The following is a 14,832-nucleotide window of genomic DNA, read 5'->3' on the forward strand; positions in this document are numbered from 1 at the left end:
CTTTTTTTTGGAATCATGCACTGTTGTAAAATCAAGCCGTTTAGTTGGAACATGATTCATTTTCAGTTGTAAATAGGTCCTGTGCCACTGTAAGGAACGCTTGAACTGCTGGGGAAACACTTTGAAGCGATGGATAAGCTAGTGCCACACTACGCCAATTCAATTGCTTAAGGTTTCCTAGTTTAATTTTTGGCTGGTCTTTGAGAAACAATTCAGGCCCAATTGTAATGCCAAGTCCTTCTTGTACCATACTTGCAATGGTGGCACAGTCTTGAACTTCGAAACGAATTAAGGGTTTTATATTAGCTTGAGAAAAAATTTCATCAACATGAGTTCGATAAACTCCTTTGGGCATAATAAACGGTTCTTCTTGTAAGTCTTGTATGTCAATTGTTATTTCACCTTGGAATCGATGTCCTTCGGGGAAGGCAACAACCATTTTATCTTTGATTAAGGGCAATACATTCAGATTCGTATTCATATTTTGTTGAACAACAATACCAATGTCTATAACCCCCGTCTCAAACCACTCTATGATTTCTGCATAAGTCCCTTCAAAAAAAGTAAATTCAATGTTTGGATGTTTTTTATGAAATTTAGAAATTATTTTTGGTAATATGCAAGAAGTTGCGCTTGCGAAACTTCCAATTCGTATTGTACCAGCTTCAAGATTTGATGCAAAAGATACTTCTTGTTTGATTTTTTCCAGCTGATTTAATATTTCCCGTATATGAATTAGAGTTTTCTGACCAACTTCTGTAAGCATAAGACCTTTTTTACGATCGCGAATTAAGAGAGTAATTCCCCATTCTGATTCCAATCCAGCGACAGCGTGACTCACAGCAGATTGTGTCATGTTAAGCTTTTCTGCTGCTTTTGTGAAACTATCTAATTCAACTACTTTAGAAAAAATTTCAAATCTCGCTAAGCTCATGAGTTACACCTCATCTATAACATTAATAATATCAATTTGATTCATGCTATCACAGGGCATATACTTATGCAAGATTCGGATAAGCTTGTAATTATATCTTTGGAGGTTATTACTATGACTCATAAACTGTTTTCTTCATATGATCTAAAAGGTTTGCATATAAAAAATCGCATTGTCATGGCACCAATGTGTCAATATTCAGTTACAGCCAAAGATGGGAAACCGAATGAATGGCACTATGTTCACTATCTCAGCCGTGCTATTGGCGGAACGGGCCTCATTATTATGGAAATGACAGATGTAGATCCCGATGGCAGAATAACCGATTTCGACTTGGGATTGTGGTCAGATGAGCATATTCCGGCATTCGCCAAAATTATCGAAGGTGTACACACTCATAACGGCAAAATCGGGATTCAGATTGCTCATGCTGGACGGAAAACGGAAGACGTGGCAATCCCGATTGCTCCATCTGCGATAAAGTTTCAAGGATCACCTTACAAAATGCCACGTGCACTTACAACCAAAGAGGTTCCAGACGTCGTCCAAAAATTTGCCGATGCAGTCCGTCGTGCTGTAAAAGCCGGTGTAGACACGATTGAACTTCATGGAGCTCACGGCTATTTGATCCATCAATTCCAATCACCATTAACCAATAAACGAGATGATATATACGGTCAAGACCTTGCCCGATTTGGCGTAGAAGTCATTCAAGCAGTCAAAAAAGAAATGCCTTCGGATATGCCTCTTATCTTCCGCATCTCAGCTATGGAGTATGCCGATGGTGGTTATGATATTGATCACGCCATCGAATTATCCAAAGCCTACCAAGCTGCAGGTGTGGATGCATTTCACGTGAGTACAGGTGGGGAAGGACCTGCTGGGGAGAGAACACCTGGCAATTACCCAGGGTATCAATTGCTTTTTGCACGTAAAATCCGAGAAGCAGTGAACACGCCAGTCATTGCAGTAGGCATGCTTGAAGATCCAGCGCTGGCTGAATCCGTTATCGGTAATGAAGATGCAGACTTCGTTGCGATTGGCCGGGGCATGCTGCGTGATCCGTATTGGGCTACGCATGCAGCCATTTCGCTTCGCAATGAGCCAAATAACATTCCTGAACAATATAGAGGCGCATACTAATATTGAAAACTAGGAAAGGAGAGAATGAGCGAATATGCTGCAGCGACCAAAACAAAACGAATATGATCCGTATTTTTTAACTTACATCGACATTGTGCCTGATGGTGATATCCTTCACTTTCTTCAACTACAACAGAATCAGGTGAACGCCTTATTCGGTAAACTTAGCCAAGAACAAGGGGAGCTGCGTTATAAACCCGGGAAGTGGAGATTGAAGGAAGTGCTCGGACATATCAGCGATTCGGAGCGTGTTATGAGCTACTGGATGATTAGCATTGCGCGCGGGGATAAAACGAAACTTCTTGGCTATGATCAGGATGTTTTTATTAATAAAGGCTCTTTCGGCAAGTGCTCGCTAAAGGAGCTGCTTGCGGATTTCCAAGCTGTCAGACAAGCGACGTTCTCGCTTCTGACCACAATTGCAGAGACGGCATGGCTTCGGGCAGGCAATGTGGTCAATAAAGATGTGACGGCTCGCGCGCTGCTTTATATTATTGCAGGACATACGGAGCATCATTTGAATGTAATTAAGATAAGGAGTTCTATATACTATAAATAAAGTCCTGTGACGTAGACAGAAGCGATCGTTCTAGCGATCTCCTCGACAGAACTATGGTGTTCGTCCCGGACAATTTCCCATAGGTACATTTCGTTCGTAAAAAACCAACCTCGTGCCACAATCTCATGATTAACTTCGGATCTAGCTAACCCGTTTTGTTGTGCGTAGGCAACGTCTGTTGAAATCCGCTGAATAAATTTTTCCCGTATGGCTTTCCATTTATCCGAAACTAAAGAAGAAACCCCAATGGCCTGTTCGAAGACTTGCATCATATCCCGTTCGGCTTCAGCCATTTTTAAAAAATCATTCGCTTGTTTGCGAATGATTTCCTCAGCTTCTTGTTTCGATTTTGGCAGGAAGGAGATCTCGGCAATTTCAAAAAATTGCTCCATGACACCCTCCATCAATACGATTAAAAGATCTTCTTTTCCTCCAAAATGTACATATGCCGTTCCGTATCCGATACTTGCTTTGTTAATCATTTGCGAGATCGTTGCTTTTTGAAAACCTTCTTGAAGAAAAACTTCCCTTGCGGCTTCTAATAATTTTATTCGCGTTTTCAGTGATCGTAAATGTCTTTTATCCTCTATATTACGATGATTCATTCCTATTCCCCCACTACTCATTATCTCTAGAATATATGAATTATTATGAAAAGGAAAGGGATATCACCAGGTGGTTATGCATGTTAAAAATTGGATCAAATATATTATTGACATCATGTCATATTTAATCGGATAATGTTGTTGACACTATGTCATATTCATTGAAGAAAGCGCTTTATTATCTGTAAAGGGGAGAATCATGATGCTTTTGAAAAACTTTGATGTAACTTTACGATATGCGAAAGAATTGGATGAGGAAGATTTTCTTGCGCATTTTCGAGAAGAGTTTTATTTAAAGCCAGGATCCATTTATATGGATGGGAACTCGTTGGGTCTTCTTTCGAAAAGAGCGGAAAGGACTCTCTTGGAATCTTTAGAGGATTGGAAGGAACATGGAATCGATGGCTGGACGCAGGGGAAACATCCATGGTTCTTTTTGGCGGAGGAACTAGGAGAGAAACTTGCTCCATTAGTAGGAGGTTCAGCTGAAGAAGTCATTGTGACCGGTTCTACGACAGTAAATCTGCATCAGCTTGTATCTTCGTTTTATAAGCCAGAAGGAAAACGCACAAAAATATTAGCAGATGAACTAACATTTCCATCCGATATTTATGCTCTTCAAAGCCAGTTACGGATTCATGGATATGATCCCGATGCACAACTTATTCGCGTGAAAAGCCGAGATGGCCGCTTTTTAGAAGAAGATGACATTATCGAAGCAATGGACGAAACAGTCGCTTTAATCGTCTTGCCCACCGTACTTTATCGTAGTGGTCAAATATTGGATATCAAACGATTAACCGATGAAGCACACCGTAGAGGTATTGTAATTGGCTTTGACGCTTGCCACTCCGTAGGTTCGATTCCGCATTCCTTCAGCGAATGGGATGTAGATTTTTCCTTTTGGTGTAATTATAAACATTTGAACGGCGGACCTGGTGGTGTTGGAGGCTTATTTGTGAATCGTAAGCATTTTGGAAGGATGCCTGGACTCGCCGGATGGTTTAGTTCTGCTAAAGAGAAACAATTCGACATGGAGCATACATTAACTCCCGCTCTTTCCGCAGGAGCCTTCCAAATAGGAACTCCTCATGTGCTTAGCGCTGCCCCTTTGATTGGGTCTTTGGAAATATTTACAGAAGCAGGTATTGGAAATATTCGCCAAAAGTCACTTAAAATCAATCGATATTTAATGGATTTAATTGATAGCGAATTAGCGGATATGGGTTTTATCATCGGAACGCCAAGAGAGGATGCACGACGCGGCGGGCATGTGAGCCTTGAGCATATTGAAGCAGCGCGAATTTGTAAATCATTGAAGGAAAACGGGATCATTCCGGATTTTCGAGCACCTAACATCATTCGTCTTGCACCTGTTGCCCTTTATTCTTCCTTCGAGGAAGTTTGGGAAGTGGTTCAAATTCTTAAAAAGATCATGGCTGAAAAACAGTATGAGAAATTTAAAAATGAACGTGAAGTAGTTGCATAATGTAAAACGCTAGTATGGCCGGACAAAGCCTGAAGGGGATGAAATAGATGGAGAATAAACATAGCGGTGAGGGTTTAAAACGGGAGTTGACTACAGGTCAGCTCTCGATGATCGCAATGGGGATGGCAATTGGGACGGGATTATTCCTTGGAAGTGGACTAGCCATTCGTACTGCCGGACCTGGTGTATTGCTCAGCTATACAATAGGTGCTTTTATCGTTTTATTGTTAATGGGATGTTTAGCAGAAATGACGGTTGCCCATCCAACTTCAGGATCTTTTGGAACGATTGCCGATAAATATCTTCATCCCATGGTAGGCTTTCTTGTCCGGTACTCTTATTGGATTGCCCAGGTTCTTGCCATTGGGGTTGAAATAAGTGCAATCGCAGTCTATATGAAATACTGGTTTCCAGGAGTGCCTGGTTTCATTTGGATCATCATATTTACAGCAGTTCTTATTTATGTAAACGCTACCAGTGTGAATGCATTTGCAACATTCGAATATTGGTTTTCCATGATCAAGGTTAGTGCGATTGTTGCGTTTATTCTTCTAGGAGCGTACGTTCTTTTTGGAACTTCAGGTTATGAAAATGTGGGTGCTAATAACCTGGTAGATCATGGAGGTTTCCTGCCATTCGGTTTTAAAGGGATGTGGATTGCCGTATTTATATCTCTTTTTAGCTTTTTAGGCACAGAATTGATTGCGGTTACTTCAGGTGAAGCAAAAGAGCCGGATGTAGCCGTACCGAAAGCATTGAAAGCAACTGTTTTCCGATTGTCTACTTTCTATGTGTTTACTTTGGCGATTATGTTGATGATTGTTCCATGGCAATCTGCAGGAATTGATGAAAGTCCATTTGTAAAAGTAATGGAAATCTTAAACATACCTGGCGCCTCTGGAATAATGAACTTTATCGTTTTAACAGCCGCTTTATCTTCTATGAACGGACAGTTGTATGCTTCCTCACGAACGATGTTTTCTTTATCAAAAGAAAAGCTTGCACCAGCCGTACTTGGCAAGCTTAATAAGAAAGGTGTTCCAACGACTGCACTAACAGTTTCCACAATGGGAATTATTCTTGCTGCGGTTGTAAGTGCGCTGCTGCCGGGATCATCCTATGCATTTATGATGGGGATTTCTATGTTCGGTTCACTTTTTACCTGGTTGATTATTTTCATCTCTCATTTATCTTTCCGTAGGAAATGGGATAAAATGGGCGGACGAAAATTACCGGTAAGAATGATTGGCTTTCCTTATTTGACGATATTAGGGGGACTTCTCCTACTAAGTTTAATGATCACAGCATGGTTTACTGATTTCAAAATTATGCTCCAATTCGGTATCCCTTGGCTGCTGTTTTTATCCATCGCTTATTTTATTATGAAAAAAAAGCATCCAAAGTGAAATTTATTCAAAAATTATCCGGATCGGCCACTTACAGCGCTCCGATCACGCTCGAATATTTGCTGAAAATATTCCATGAAGGTTTTCTCGCCAAATCATAATCGTTCGTAGGAAAATCATATCTCGCCAGAAAAGCCACCCTATGGTGGCTTTTCTGGCGATGCATAATCTTAATTCGAGAGGCACAGCTAGGATGTCTCAAGCTAGTTTAGAACCAAGCCGCTTCACTTTGTCCAGCCATACCCCACCCGGATGCGAGTACAAACACCCCCACCGGGGATTGGCGAAATCAACATGCTCCCTTCAGAAAAACTACCAGGTTTTAGTTGATTAAAAGGATATTAGCTAATATACTGAGTAAGTATTCTTACATAATTCGACAAATAGTACAAAGGTACTAGTCAATCTAATAATGAGGAGCTTGAGACATGAGGGGATTTGCTGCGGGAATTCAGAAGTTATTTATCTGCTTGATTATTATGGCTATGGGCATGGTGGGAATATGGACAAACTCAGACATTCGGGAAGCAAAGGCTGCTATCGAGGACTTTGTATATGCCGATAATGGGGATGGAACAGCGACGATTACAGGATATAATGGCATTGTGAAGGATGTTGTAATCCCTCCTAAAATTGGTTTGTTAGATGTAACCAGAATAGGGTCGAGTGCCTTTGCAATGAAAAAATTAACTAGCGTGACCATACCTGACAGCGTAACCGTAATAGATGGTTTTGCTTTTGGCGATAACAAATTAACAAGCATCACTATCCCCAGCACGGTAACCAGTATAGGGGATGCTGCCTTTTTGAATAACGCTTTAGAAATCGTGATCTTTGAAGGAAGATCAATAACGTTAGGCTCTAATTTGTTTTCAGATAACGACAAGTTAACTAAAATTGTCGGATATGATGACAATGCGAATGCGAAATTGTGTGTGGAAGATTACAACAAATATGTGGAAGATATCAACGGAGAATTTGGAAACTATTTAAACAAAATTACTTATGAAAAAATAATTTCAGTCGGCTTTAATCCCGACGGCAATATATCATGGTCGAACTCTCAAAAGATAGCTTTAACGGTAGCGTCATACATTCCAACGGCGGAAAGCTACTACAAATGGACAACAACTCCAACGGTTGAACCGGATTCTAACGAATGGACGCCACTTGTAGAAACCGATCAGATTTCTACGCCTTTAGTAAATGGTAATTGGTATTTGCATGTTATGTTCGAGGAGAATAACGGTAATAAAACATTGTTTGATTCGAAAGTTTTCAAAATCGAACGAACGCCGCCCGTCATTCAATTAAGCGTCGGTTCTACTGCTCCTACGAAACAGTCAGTTTCAGTTACGGCGGAGGTTTCTGATGGGCAGAGCGGGGTTGCGTTGCGGAAATGGGCAGATGGCAACCGCGAGGTCTTTTACTTCGCTAATGGCGGAGCTGCGTTTAGCGGCGACAGCTTTAGTGTTGCGGAGAACGGAACCTATACGGTCTATGCGCAAGATGTTGCCGGAAATGAGAGCATTGAAACGATAACGATTAGCAATATTTTCACCGTAAGCCCTACAATTCAATTGACGATGAATCCATCCGGGCCGACGAGAGGGAACGTAAGCGTGACTGCTGCCGTGTATGCACAGAGCGGGGTCGAAGAGTTGAAGTATGTTTTGGGCCAACAGGCCAGCAGCTACTTTGCTGGGGCAGGAACACCGCTCACGATACTAGATGGGACAGCCGAAATTGCCGTCGTCGACAATGGTTGGATGAGCGTGTATGCCAAAGACCATGCGGGCAACGAAACAGTGAAACAAGTTGAAATAAAGACGATTGATCGTAAGAAACCGACTATTAGTTTAGTAGGTAATCCCGTGATCGAGATACGTCGCGGAACCGGGTTTACGGATCCTGGCGTAAGCGCTTCGGATGAATACGATGGAGATTTGACCTCGCGAGTTGTCAGATCAGGTGATTCGATAGACATCGATAAGCCAGGGGTCTATACGGTTCATTATGACGTAACCGACCGAGCTGGAAACGAGGCTGAGCGGGTAAGCAGAACGGTGAAGATTATCGAACCTGAACCGTCAGACGGGGGATGCAGCAACTGCGGCGGTTCACCAACACCAGCACCAACTCCAACTCCAACTCCAACATCTAAGCCTTTTTACAACGAAAAGGTTAATATCGATGTAATCAAGACTTTGGTAGAAGAAGCAAATTCAGCACCTGCAGTAACATTCAATGATGTACCTGTAAATGCACCAAACGCTAAAGCAATCGAATTAGCGACTAAGCTTGAAATCATTAAGGGGTATAAGGATGGTTCATTCCATGCTAATGATACGGTAACTAGGGCAGAATTTGCGACTATGTTAGTAAGAGCACTTGGTTTAACGTCAGAAGGTGATTCCAGCTTTAAGGACACCAAAGGTCACTGGGCGGCAGATGCAATTGCTACATTAAAAGCAAGTGGTATTATCAATGGTTACTTAGATGGAACATTCAAACCGAACCAGACCATCTCCAGAGCAGAAATAGTGGCTATGCTTTCAAAAGTAATGAACACTTCTTTTGTGAAAAATGATAAGTTCAAGGATGTTTCGGGCAATTGGGCAGAGGCTGAGATTGATACATTATCCGATATGGGAATCGTAAAAGGTGTAACTGATGGCACATTCAAACCAAATGCTAATGCTACGAGATCTGAGTCGTTACTTATGATCTTGCGCATGTTAAACGTCAGTCTCGGTCTTTCATTAGATATAGAATAAAAGTTTAACCTTTCTTAAATGGTAGGTACTCGTAAAACAGTATCTACCATTATTTGTGGTTTCTGTGATAGGTCCTCACACTCGATTCAATACATTAAGTCATCTTTTCGAGAACGAACGCTTTAATGATCCCAAAGAGTGGGACACTGGCGATGCATCGGCTCACTCTGTTAAGATAAGAGTATCACCTGTTTAGAAGATAAGGAGATCATGCATGAAATTTGGTTTTGATATAGACGATACGTTAATTAATTTGAGGGAACACGCCTTTCATTTGTACAACAAGAAGCTCAACCAACAAGTAGGGCTAGAGCATTTCCATGCGTTGACTGGGATCCCGATTCACGAGCCCTTCGGACTCACGAAGGAAGAGGGCGGGCAGATGTGGCATAATAACCGGGAAGAAATTTATTATTCTGCCTGTCCCCCATTTCCGGATGCAATTGAAGTGCTCCAGGAGCTTGTTCGAAGAGGTCATGAGGTGTATTATATTACCGCGCGACCAGCCGATCATTGTGAGAGAACAAAGGAATGGCTGATTCAAGCAGGATTCCCGGTACATAAAGATCGTTTCTACTGCGGAATGGGCGATACAGAGAAGATTCACATCATTAAGAAGCTAGAACTAGATTATTATTTTGATGATAAGCCTGCCGTATTGGAAACCCTTACCGAACTTCCTTTGCAAGTTTATGTGAAAGATAATTCCTATAATAAGCATCTAGAGATGCCAAGAATTATGATGTGGAATGAATTGTTAGCGATATTGGACTAAAGTCACAGCACAGATTCAACTAGGTCAACCAGAATTTACTGGTTGACCTTTTTTTGTTGGTCATTTCAAAAAAACGGTACGCCTATCGTGCAAAAGAGATTAGAATTCTACTTTCTTCATCGTATGCTTAGGACGAAACTGAGCAGGTGAGACACCCGTACCTTGCCGGAATTGTCTGGAAAAGTGACTGGCGGAGTGAAAACCAAGCCTAGCGGCAATATCTTCGATCGTCCAGCTGGTGCTGACCAACAGATGCTTCGCTCTCTTTAGCTTTAACTCTGTAACATACTGGCGTGGAGAAATACCATAAGTTTTGGTGAAAATTTTGGTGTATTGACTTCGACTTATATTCAGCTCACTTGCCATTTGTGAGATAGAGCCTTGTGACATCGAAAGACGCTGCAATTGTTCTTCGATCACATGCGCAGTATCTGCTTCGTGCATGGTTGTACCTTGGACCTGTGAGTCGGCTTCTTCTGAGACAGGCTTTTGAAGCAGGATGATTTCGCGAATAATTAATAAAATGAAGGATTGCAAAGCAAGTTTATTCTCGTAGGTTAGGATAAGGCGTCTTTCAGTTGCTGACGAGATTTGAGGCTGATTAAGCATGCTGGTTTGCATGATCTGTTCGATCTCTTGCATATAAAGTGGGAGCCGAGTAGAATCGGCCACTAGTTTTGGATATAATGCATACTCTAATGTGCTGAGCCGCATGCGCATTTCATGGTTATCCATATCGAAATGAATGTTGAAAAAAGAGAAATGACTCTCCGAAATATTATCGGTCTCGTGCCGGATGCCAGCCTTAATGAACAGCCAATCCCCAGTGTGCATCTGGATCCGTTTTCCATTAATTAACTGCAGGGCCTCCCCTTCCTGGCAATACAGCAGCTCGTAAAGATGATGATGATGTTTGGGGTAATTCCACTTTGCCGGTTTTAATCCAAAATGACAACCAGTTATTTGAAGCGTGCTCGTTATATCAGGGAAAATAATCTCCAAATCCATGCCAATACCGCCTTGTAGGGAAAAGTTTGTTACAAGTATAGCATATACCGGCGGCAGCAAATAACGTTTCCATCCTCCGATCCTCGGCACAAAAAGTCAAAAACATGGACGTTTTGTTCATTGTGCTTAACGGGGTTATTTTCTATTATTATTTTAGAACCGTAAGGGGAGATAGGGCGAATGAATGATCAAGGCGAAGCACAGGAAGTACACCAAGGCGTCCATAATTTCAGCAGTGAAGACGAATGGGTGAAACCGGATAATCCACTGATTGAGGAACGCTTGGAATGGTTTAAGGACCAAAAGCTAGGTTTCATGATGCATTGGGGTCCATATTCCCAGCTCGGCGTTGTAGAATCATGGGCACTCAGCGATGAAGATGGGGATTGGTCCCGTGACGGTATCGATTGGGAAACAGATGCGGAGGAATTAAAACGGCAGTATTTTGGCTTGAACAAAACGTTTAATCCAATCCGGTTTCAGCCTGACGTGTGGGCCGATCTGGCAGCTGAGGGTGGATTCAAGTATTTGATTTTTACGACTAAACATCATGATGGCTTCTGTATGTGGGATACGCATACGACAGATTACCGGATCACAGGACCTGAAACCCCCTTTCATAACCATAAATACGCAGACCTGTGTAAGCATTTGTTTGACTCCTTCCGGGAGAGGGGACTCGCGATAGCTGCTTATTTCTCCAAAGCGGATTGGCATACGCCGTATTATTGGGCTCAGGGCATGGAGCGCGGTCGCAACATGTGGCGAGGACCGTCCTATGATCCGAAGGAATACCCATGGTTGTGGGAGAGCTTCGTGAAGTTCACCCATGAGCAATTGAATGAACTACTGACCCGATATGGCCGTATCGATGTCCTTTGGCTGGATGCTGGTTGGGTCAGAGAGGGAAAGCTAGGCCAGGATATTCGTCTAGGCGAAGCGGTTGAGAAAGCACGTGAGAAGCAGCCTTGGCTGCTCTCGGCTGATCGTACAGTAGGCGGTCCCTATGAAAACTATGTCACTCCCGAACAGACAATACCTGAAGGTCCCATGCATGTGCCATGGGAAAGCTGTATTACAATGGGAACATCGTTCTCGTTCCGATATGAAGATAGCTACAAGCCGACTCGTCAACTGGTTCATCTTCTTCTTGAAATCGTCGCGAAAGGCGGGAATATGGCTTTAAATGTCGGGCCGCAGCCGGACGGACGCCTGCCTGAGGGGGCCATTAAGCGAATCAAGGAATTAGGGGCCTGGATGAAAGTAAATGGGGAGGCTGTATACGGTACCCGAATATGCGCGCCGTTCTTTATGAATAATTGCGCTTTTACCCAAAAGGACGGTTATGTATATTGCTCGTATTTATATCAATCGGATGATACGCCAGTAACGGAATATGTAAACATTCCCTATATGGATCGCGTTATTTCTATTGAACTGGTGGGGACAGACGAGAAGCTGGCGTATAAGCGTACAGACGATGGACTGGCTGTAAGGCTGCCCGATGCGGCTATAATGGACCAGGCACCAATTGCACATGTGTTCAGGATCAAACCCTTCTAACAGCTTGCTGCATACATAGATAATACATGAAGAGCTGACGGCGGAAATAATTGTCGTCAGCTTTATTGTCGTTGGTAATTTATCGTACCTCCAAGGAAAATAGATTTTTTTGTTGAATAATGTAGATGGGAGTTCCAAGCATCTCTCTGCGTGAAGTAGAGTACTAAACACTTCGAAATTCGGGCGAAGGGGGATTATGAAATGAATAAAAATTGGTTTCGTAGATTGCTTTTATCCTATCTCCCTGCTTTTTTTGCCATAACTATGATATTGTTCTTTTTGTTTTTTCAATCATTGAATGAGCAGAACCGCAAAGAAGCAGTCAAAGCGAATGACTTTTTGTCACAGCAAGTTATTCGGTTTACAGATAACGCCCTAAAAGCTATTGATTACAAAGTCATGAGAGAAATTCTTACGAATTCAAATGTTTTGCAATTTTTCACCCGCGACAAAAACGATGTTTATGCGAACATACAAGCTGTCAAAGTAATGGATGACTTGAAATTCAACTTTCCGATGATTGACTCCATCTATTTTATACGTCTAAAGGATCAGTACGTATTAGGGGATGCTCCAAGAGAAATTGCCGAATCCCCCGAACTGGATTTCATCGAGCCCTACAAAGAAGGAATTAAAACGGCCAAATGGACAGGGGAGAGGGATTACAAGGCCTATACGAGCGGTACCGCTAAGAAAGTCATTTCCTTGGTTAGGTCGGCTCCTTATTTTTCCGAGCATAAGCAGGGCTTCTTTGTCGTTAATGTAAGCTTGGCAAGTTTACAAGGCTCCATCAATCAAATGTATAATTCGGAGACCAGCTTTGTACGGTTAAATGATGATAAAGGCCATCATGTACTTGGCCCTGATAGCAGCAATACTGGAAAAAACACCATTTTTTCAACCTACACTTCGCCGTATACGGGTTGGCAGGTTGAAAGCGGAATGATTAACCAAAAAACGCTCACATTCACGCTGTTTTTATATAACATATGGACCGTACTGGCTTTGATTTCAGTCTTGCTTGGCGTCATTTGGTTCGTTCATGTGACCAAAAGAAACTATCGGCCTGTGGAACAGATCGTTTCTCTCATTCAGACCAACTCTCAGAAAAATCAGAGCGGTGGAAAACCGGAGGAGAGCGAATTTGGTTTCATCCAGCACACATTGGAGCATTTAATGGAAGAGACCGATCAGTTCAGAAAGCAGCATCAGGAAAGCTTGATTATTCATAAGAAATATCTCTTTCAGGAGGTCATGGAAGGGAATGCTGCTATCAAGGAGACAGAGTGGAAAGCTGAATTATTAAAGTATGACCTTGATGTAGAAGGTAAAACTGCCTTCATTCAAATGTTTGAGATGGACTCCTATCTGGATTTCACCAAATTCTATAGTACGCATGATCAAACCTTGCTTAAATTCACATTATATATTGTCATTCATGAAACAACTGTGAATCATGGGGCTTCCGTTTGGGCGGAATGGACGGAAGACAATCGTATTTCCTCGATTATTTGGGAGCCAGATGACGTGGAACCAGGAACGATCCGGGACAGTATCATCCAAACGGTACGTCAATGGGTGGAACAATACCTTAGCTTTACGGTAACTATAGGAGGTTCGGAGCCAGCCTGCTCATTGGAAGAAATACGCCAATGCTACGAGAAGGTCGGCACCTTGCTGCAGTACAAGGCAGTATTGGGCACCAATCGGATCATTCATGCGGAACATATTGTAAGGTCGACACAAAGTGAAATCTCTCAATATTTCTATGCGATCTATTCAATCTCACAATCCTTGCGGCTATCTGGTGATGATTGGATTCATCACTTGACGCTTCTGTTTAGTCAAATTCGGGATTCCCTTTCCTCTCGTAAAGAGATAGAGAGTCTCATTCAATTTTTACAGCAGCATTTAGAACGGGCATTTTCTGAACTATCCAAGGAATACAGGCAAATATGGAAGACGACGAACGCAGAGCTGCTTGCGCTAGGTCTGGTATGGGAAACGGTGGAGGAACTGGAGAGCAGCTGCACCCGTATTTTTGAAACGATGTGTGTGCAAATGAATGCTATAAAAGATGCCGACAGCTCTAGATCGGTCATAACGGAGATTAGAAGCTATATTATTGAAAATTACACCAATCCTGATCTTTCTCTCGATTATTTAAGCGAGAAGTTTCAGATGAATGCCAAAAACGTTAGTAAAATGTTCAAGGAGGAGTTCGGCGAGAACTTCGTCGATTTCCTGATCGGCATGCGTATGGATTATGCGAAAAAGCTGCTGGCTGGCACGCATAAATCCATGCAGGAAATCAGCCTCGAGGTGGGCTACTTCAATTATAATTCTTTCAACCGCGCTTTCAAGAATATAGTGGGGCTGTCTCCAAGAGATTATCGCAAACAAGGAGCTGCACTCGCATAGCCATACGTCCCTTAGGGGAGTAGCCAATAATAATCCTTGTTTCCGCAGCAGCTGCTGCGGTGCAAGGTTTTTTTTGTTGTTGGAAAATAGAGATAACGCCGAATTATGCAAGGTTTGCATTTATTCCTTTGTTTGCGGGGAGTTTTCAGCGA

General features: G+C 42.4%; 11 protein-coding genes. 8 read left to right on the forward strand and 3 right to left on the reverse strand.

Annotation, left to right across the window (positions count from 1 at the left end):
* Window positions 1–40: 40 nt before the first annotated feature.
* Window positions 41–934 (reverse strand): LysR family transcriptional regulator, encoded by an 894-nt coding sequence (locus EKN16_RS01035; RefSeq protein ID WP_125653306.1) that lies wholly within the window; start codon window positions 932–934, stop codon window positions 41–43.
* A gap of 114 nt (window positions 935–1,048) precedes the next feature.
* Between EKN16_RS01035 and EKN16_RS01040 the strand changes: the two genes are divergently transcribed.
* Complete coding sequence (locus EKN16_RS01040) at window positions 1,049–2,077, forward strand: NADH:flavin oxidoreductase/NADH oxidase (protein WP_125653307.1); 1,029 nt, start codon at window positions 1,049–1,051, stop codon at window positions 2,075–2,077.
* Between the two features lie 34 nt (window positions 2,078–2,111).
* Window positions 2,112–2,636, forward strand: coding sequence for a DinB family protein (locus tag EKN16_RS01045; protein ID WP_125653308.1), 525 nt, complete (start codon window positions 2,112–2,114; stop codon window positions 2,634–2,636).
* On the opposite strand, the gene EKN16_RS01050 is transcribed toward EKN16_RS01045, so the two are convergent.
* Complete coding sequence (locus EKN16_RS01050; RefSeq protein WP_125653309.1) at window positions 2,627–3,241, reverse strand: TetR/AcrR family transcriptional regulator; 615 nt, start codon at window positions 3,239–3,241, stop codon at window positions 2,627–2,629. The two genes, EKN16_RS01045 and EKN16_RS01050, sit on opposite strands and share 10 nt — an antisense overlap.
* Window positions 3,242–3,443: 202 nt before the next feature.
* Here EKN16_RS01050 and kynU point away from each other — a divergent pair, with 202 nt between their 5' ends.
* The 4 genes from kynU (at window position 3,444) to EKN16_RS01070 (ending at window position 9,688) form a co-directional block, all read left to right on the forward strand.
* Window positions 3,444–4,730 (forward strand): kynureninase, encoded by a 1,287-nt coding sequence (kynU, locus tag EKN16_RS01055; RefSeq protein ID WP_125665712.1) that lies wholly within the window; start codon window positions 3,444–3,446, stop codon window positions 4,728–4,730.
* 47 nt (window positions 4,731–4,777) lie between these two features.
* A complete protein-coding gene (locus EKN16_RS01060) occupies window positions 4,778–6,136 on the forward strand; it encodes an amino acid permease (RefSeq protein WP_125653310.1) in 1,359 nt (452 codons plus the stop codon).
* Window positions 6,137–6,564: 428 nt separating this feature from the next.
* Window positions 6,565–8,913 (forward strand): S-layer homology domain-containing protein, encoded by a 2,349-nt coding sequence (locus EKN16_RS01065; RefSeq protein ID WP_125653311.1) that lies wholly within the window; start codon window positions 6,565–6,567, stop codon window positions 8,911–8,913.
* Between the two features lie 214 nt (window positions 8,914–9,127).
* Window positions 9,128–9,688 carry a 5' nucleotidase, NT5C type gene (locus EKN16_RS01070; protein ID WP_125653312.1) on the forward strand — a complete coding sequence of 187 codons (561 nt, stop codon included), beginning with the start codon at window positions 9,128–9,130 and terminating at the stop codon, window positions 9,686–9,688.
* 99 nt (window positions 9,689–9,787) lie between these two features.
* On the opposite strand, the gene EKN16_RS01075 is transcribed toward EKN16_RS01070, so the two are convergent.
* Complete coding sequence (locus EKN16_RS01075; RefSeq protein WP_125653313.1) at window positions 9,788–10,786, reverse strand: AraC family transcriptional regulator; 999 nt, start codon at window positions 10,784–10,786, stop codon at window positions 9,788–9,790.
* A 90-nt stretch (window positions 10,787–10,876) separates the two neighbouring features.
* Between EKN16_RS01075 and EKN16_RS01080 the strand changes: the two genes are divergently transcribed.
* Together EKN16_RS01080 and EKN16_RS01085 are read left to right on the forward strand one after the other, a co-directional pair.
* Window positions 10,877–12,259: an alpha-L-fucosidase gene (locus tag EKN16_RS01080; protein WP_125653314.1), complete on the forward strand. Its 1,383-nt coding sequence runs from the start codon at window positions 10,877–10,879 to the stop codon at window positions 12,257–12,259.
* Between the two features lie 201 nt (window positions 12,260–12,460).
* The gene (locus EKN16_RS01085) at window positions 12,461–14,680 is read left to right on the forward strand and encodes a helix-turn-helix domain-containing protein (protein ID WP_125653315.1); all 2,220 of its coding nucleotides are present in this window, start codon (window positions 12,461–12,463) and stop codon (window positions 14,678–14,680) included.
* Window positions 14,681–14,832: the final 152 nt, after the last annotated feature.

It is taken from the genome of Paenibacillus baekrokdamisoli, from assembly GCF_003945345.1.
In the GTDB taxonomy this organism is placed as follows: Bacteria; Bacillota; Bacilli; order Paenibacillales; family Paenibacillaceae; genus Paenibacillus_Z; species Paenibacillus_Z baekrokdamisoli.

Excerpts from the sequence above, each read along its gene's own strand:
- EKN16_RS01045 (WP_125653308.1), top strand. The coding sequence starts at position 2,112 with ATGCTGCAGCGACCAAAACAAAACGAATATGATCCGTATTTTTTAACT.
- EKN16_RS01065 (WP_125653311.1), top strand. The coding sequence starts at position 6,565 with ATGAGGGGATTTGCTGCGGGAATTCAGAAGTTATTTATCTGCTTGATT.
- EKN16_RS01060 (WP_125653310.1), top strand. The coding sequence starts at position 4,778 with ATGGAGAATAAACATAGCGGTGAGGGTTTAAAACGGGAGTTGACTACA.
- EKN16_RS01035 (WP_125653306.1), bottom strand. The coding sequence starts at position 934 with ATGAGCTTAGCGAGATTTGAAATTTTTTCTAAAGTAGTTGAATTAGAT.
- EKN16_RS01040 (WP_125653307.1), top strand. The coding sequence starts at position 1,049 with ATGACTCATAAACTGTTTTCTTCATATGATCTAAAAGGTTTGCATATA.
- EKN16_RS01085 (WP_125653315.1), top strand. The coding sequence starts at position 12,461 with ATGAATAAAAATTGGTTTCGTAGATTGCTTTTATCCTATCTCCCTGCT.
- EKN16_RS01050 (WP_125653309.1), bottom strand. The coding sequence starts at position 3,241 with ATGAATCATCGTAATATAGAGGATAAAAGACATTTACGATCACTGAAA.
- EKN16_RS01070 (WP_125653312.1), top strand. The coding sequence starts at position 9,128 with ATGAAATTTGGTTTTGATATAGACGATACGTTAATTAATTTGAGGGAA.
- kynU (WP_125665712.1), top strand. The coding sequence starts at position 3,444 with ATGCTTTTGAAAAACTTTGATGTAACTTTACGATATGCGAAAGAATTG.
- EKN16_RS01080 (WP_125653314.1), top strand. The coding sequence starts at position 10,877 with ATGAATGATCAAGGCGAAGCACAGGAAGTACACCAAGGCGTCCATAAT.